The organism is Atribacter sp. (genome assembly GCF_035418125.1).
Taxonomy (GTDB): domain Bacteria; phylum Atribacterota; class Atribacteria; order Atribacterales; family Atribacteraceae; genus Atribacter; species Atribacter allofermentans.
Genome location: NZ_DAOLQM010000250.1, coordinates 1 through 3,142 on the forward strand (window position 1 = coordinate 1; position 3,142 = coordinate 3,142).

3 protein-coding genes are annotated in these 3,142 nt (G+C 38.0%); all 3 read left to right on the top strand.

Annotated elements, in window-relative coordinates; genetic code table 11:
* A partial coding sequence (locus tag PLK24_RS10045) for an ABC transporter substrate-binding protein (protein WP_324478750.1) occupies positions 1–794 on the top strand: 794 nt, incomplete at its 5' end.
* Positions 791–1,786 (top strand): FecCD family ABC transporter permease, encoded by a 996-nt coding sequence (locus PLK24_RS10050; RefSeq protein WP_324478752.1) that lies wholly within the window; start codon positions 791–793, stop codon positions 1,784–1,786. The genes PLK24_RS10045 and PLK24_RS10050, both read left to right, overlap by 4 nt.
* Positions 1,780–3,042: an ABC transporter ATP-binding protein gene (locus PLK24_RS10055; RefSeq protein ID WP_324478754.1), complete on the top strand. Its 1,263-nt coding sequence runs from the start codon at positions 1,780–1,782 to the stop codon at positions 3,040–3,042. Before PLK24_RS10050 ends, PLK24_RS10055 begins: the two co-directional genes overlap by 7 nt.
* Positions 3,043–3,142 lie beyond the last annotated feature (100 nt).

Here is a 3,142-nt window from a genome sequence, read left to right on the forward strand (position 1 = left end):
TCGCCCCTGGAAATACTGAAATCCTTTTTGCACTTGGTTTAAATGATAAAATTGTTGGAGTGACTACTTATTGTGATGAGCCTATAGAAGCTTTAAAAAAGGAAAAAATTGGGAATGTTACTGAAATAGATTTGGAAAAAATCCTTACCCTTCAGCCTGACTTGATCTTAGCCAGTTCATTAACCCCCGAAGAAACGGTTGCCCGCCTTCATGAACTCAGTCTTCCGGTCTTTACTCTTAAATCAGATACCATTGAGGAGGTCATTGAAGATATAACTAAAGTTGCGGTCTTATCCGGGGTGGAAATTTCTGGTTCAAACCTGATAAAAACCATGAAGGATCAACTTAAAAAAATAAATGATCTCTCTCAATCAATTCCAGATTATCAAAAACCACTGGTTTTCCACATTATTTGGCACGATCCTATCTGGACAGCCGGCAACAGTACCTTTATCAATGAATTTATAACTTTAGCTGGTGGGAAAAATTTGGCTGAGGATATTCAGGGTTATTCAACAATAGACTTTGAAGAGATTTTAAAAAGAAATCCTTCTATAATTACTGTTATTGAAAATCATGGAAAAAATGAGGAAAATCAACTCTATCAATTTGTTACAACCGATAACCGGCTTCAGACAGTAGCTGCGATAAAAAATAATCAAGTCTATTTAATTGATTCTAATTTAGTTTCCCGGCCAGGGCCTCGGGTGGTTTCTGCACTTCAATACTTTGCCCAAATCATTCATCCGGAAATCTTCGGAGAGTATCAGAACCAAGAAATTAACTCCAAATGAAGATAATTAAGAAAAAACAAATTATTATAGTTCTCATTGTTATTCTTGTCTTGAGTATGGTATTTTCTTTGGGAATCGGCGGTGGTCGTTTTCAGATTTCAGATTTATTATCTTTTTTACAACCATCCTCATTATTACCTACGGAAAAGACCATTCTCTTTGAAATCCGCTTGCCCCGTTTAATCCTTTCAGTTTTAGTAGGTGCCGCTCTTTCGTTGAGCGGTGCAGTCCTTCAAGGCTTATTCCAAAATCCTCTGGTAGACCCCTATGTTTTAGGAATTAGCTCGGGTGGTGCTGTTGGAGCCATTGTAGCAATCTTAAGTGGTATTTCACTGGGTTTTATCACCCTCCCTCTTTTTTCTTTCCTATTCGCACTGGCAACTACTTTTCTGGTCCTCCGTTTGGGTCAGATAGGACATAAAATGCCTTTAGAAATCATGCTACTCGCCGGAGTTGCTATCGGCTTTTTCTTTTCAGCTCTCATTTCATTGGGAATGTTCCTGGCCGGAGAAAATTTACATCAAATGGTATTTTGGATTATGGGTGGTTTCTGGAATAGCAGTTGGAACAAGGTTTATACTCTCTTACCCTTTTTTTTAATTGGGTTCCCGATTATTTTCTCCTATTCTCGAGAGTTAAATACCTTTCTTTTGGGAGAAAAAGTAGCAGAAAGCATGGGGGTCGAAGTAGAAAAAACCAAAAAAATTCTCTTAATAGTTACGTCGCTTTTAGTTGCTGCATCAGTTTCAGTAAGTGGAGTTATTGGTTTTGTTGGCTTAGTTGTTCCTCATATTATTCGAATTATCATCGGCGAGGATCATCGTCAGCTCCTTCCTGCATCTCTCTTTTTAGGAAGCAGTGTTTTGCTCTGGGCAGATATATTTTCCCGAACTCTTCTCCATCCGGTTGAATTGCCGGTTGGGGTATTAACCAGTTTAATGGGTGCACCTTTTTTTATCTATCTTTTGAGGAGGAAAAAGAAGGGGTGGTGAGCTTTTCCTTATCAGTAAAAAATCTTTTCTTTTCCTATGGAGATCGTAAGGTTCTTCACAATGTAAACTTTAACATCCAGAAAGGTGATTTTGTTGGCATTTTGGGACCAAACGGCTCGGGTAAGAGCACATTGCTTCACCTCTTATCAGGGCTTCTCGTGCCCGACACAGGATCTATCTTTATTTCAGGGAAAAATACCCAGGAGCTCTCTCGTAAAAATTGGTCTCAGGAAATTGCTATCGTTTTCCAAGAAACCAATTTAAACCTCGACCTTGAATGCTACGACGTTATCATGATGGGAAGATTTCCCCACTGGCGACGATGGCAAAAAGAAAACCAACAAGATATTGACTCTGTTCTAAACGCTTTACAAATTACCAATACTCAGCAGTTCGCGAATCGCCCTTTTCGGGAATTATCCGGAGGCGAGAAACAACGAGTTATGATAGCACGAGCCCTAGCTCAGGAACCCAACATTCTCCTCCTTGATGAACCAACCAGCCATTTAGATATCCTTCATCAACTTGATATTATGCGTATTCTTTTTCTACTTCAAAAGAAGGACATAACCATATTAGGAGTTTTTCATGACATTAATTTAGTTTCTCAATTTTGCAACCAGGTAATGTTTTTAAAAAAAGGAGTAATTGTTCATCGCGGTTTAGTAGGCAAATCTCTTCATGCTCCTCAGGTTGAAGAATTATTTGATGTTGAATTTTTAGAGGAAATCCATCCTTATTCCCTGCGACCTTTTTTTATGCCATTAGGAATAGTTAAAAAAATAGAATCTCCGAGTGCCTCAATTCATCTTATCTGTGGTGGAGGAAGCGGAAGTAATTTCATGAAAGAATTTCTTGAGGCTGGTTTTTCAGTAAGTGTAGGAATCGTAAATCAATTCGACTCTGACCAAGAAATGGCGTCAAAATTAGGAATACCGGTTATGATCGAAAAACCCTTTTCTCCTATTTCCGATGATAACTTTCAAAAAGCTATAAATTTAGCTGCTCAATCCGACTATATTTTTATAGCTCCCGGATATTGGGGTAGAGGAAATCTGAAAAATTTAGATTTGGCTATCTCGCTCCAAGAAAGAGGGAAAAAGATTTTCTTCCTACAAGATTCTCTTGATCGAAATTGGGATTATACCGAAGGTCTAGCTATTAATAAACTTAATTTACTGGCTCAACATCATGCTGAGGTTTTTTCATCATTTACTGAGTTAATAGATCGAATTAAAAAAGATTGCTTAAAATAATCTCGGTTCTATCCTGAAAATACCTTCAAATAAATTCTTTAATCGGTCATCCTGAGCGGTGCTTTCCCGCGTGAGGATCTCATCTTTTATATTTCTTTGT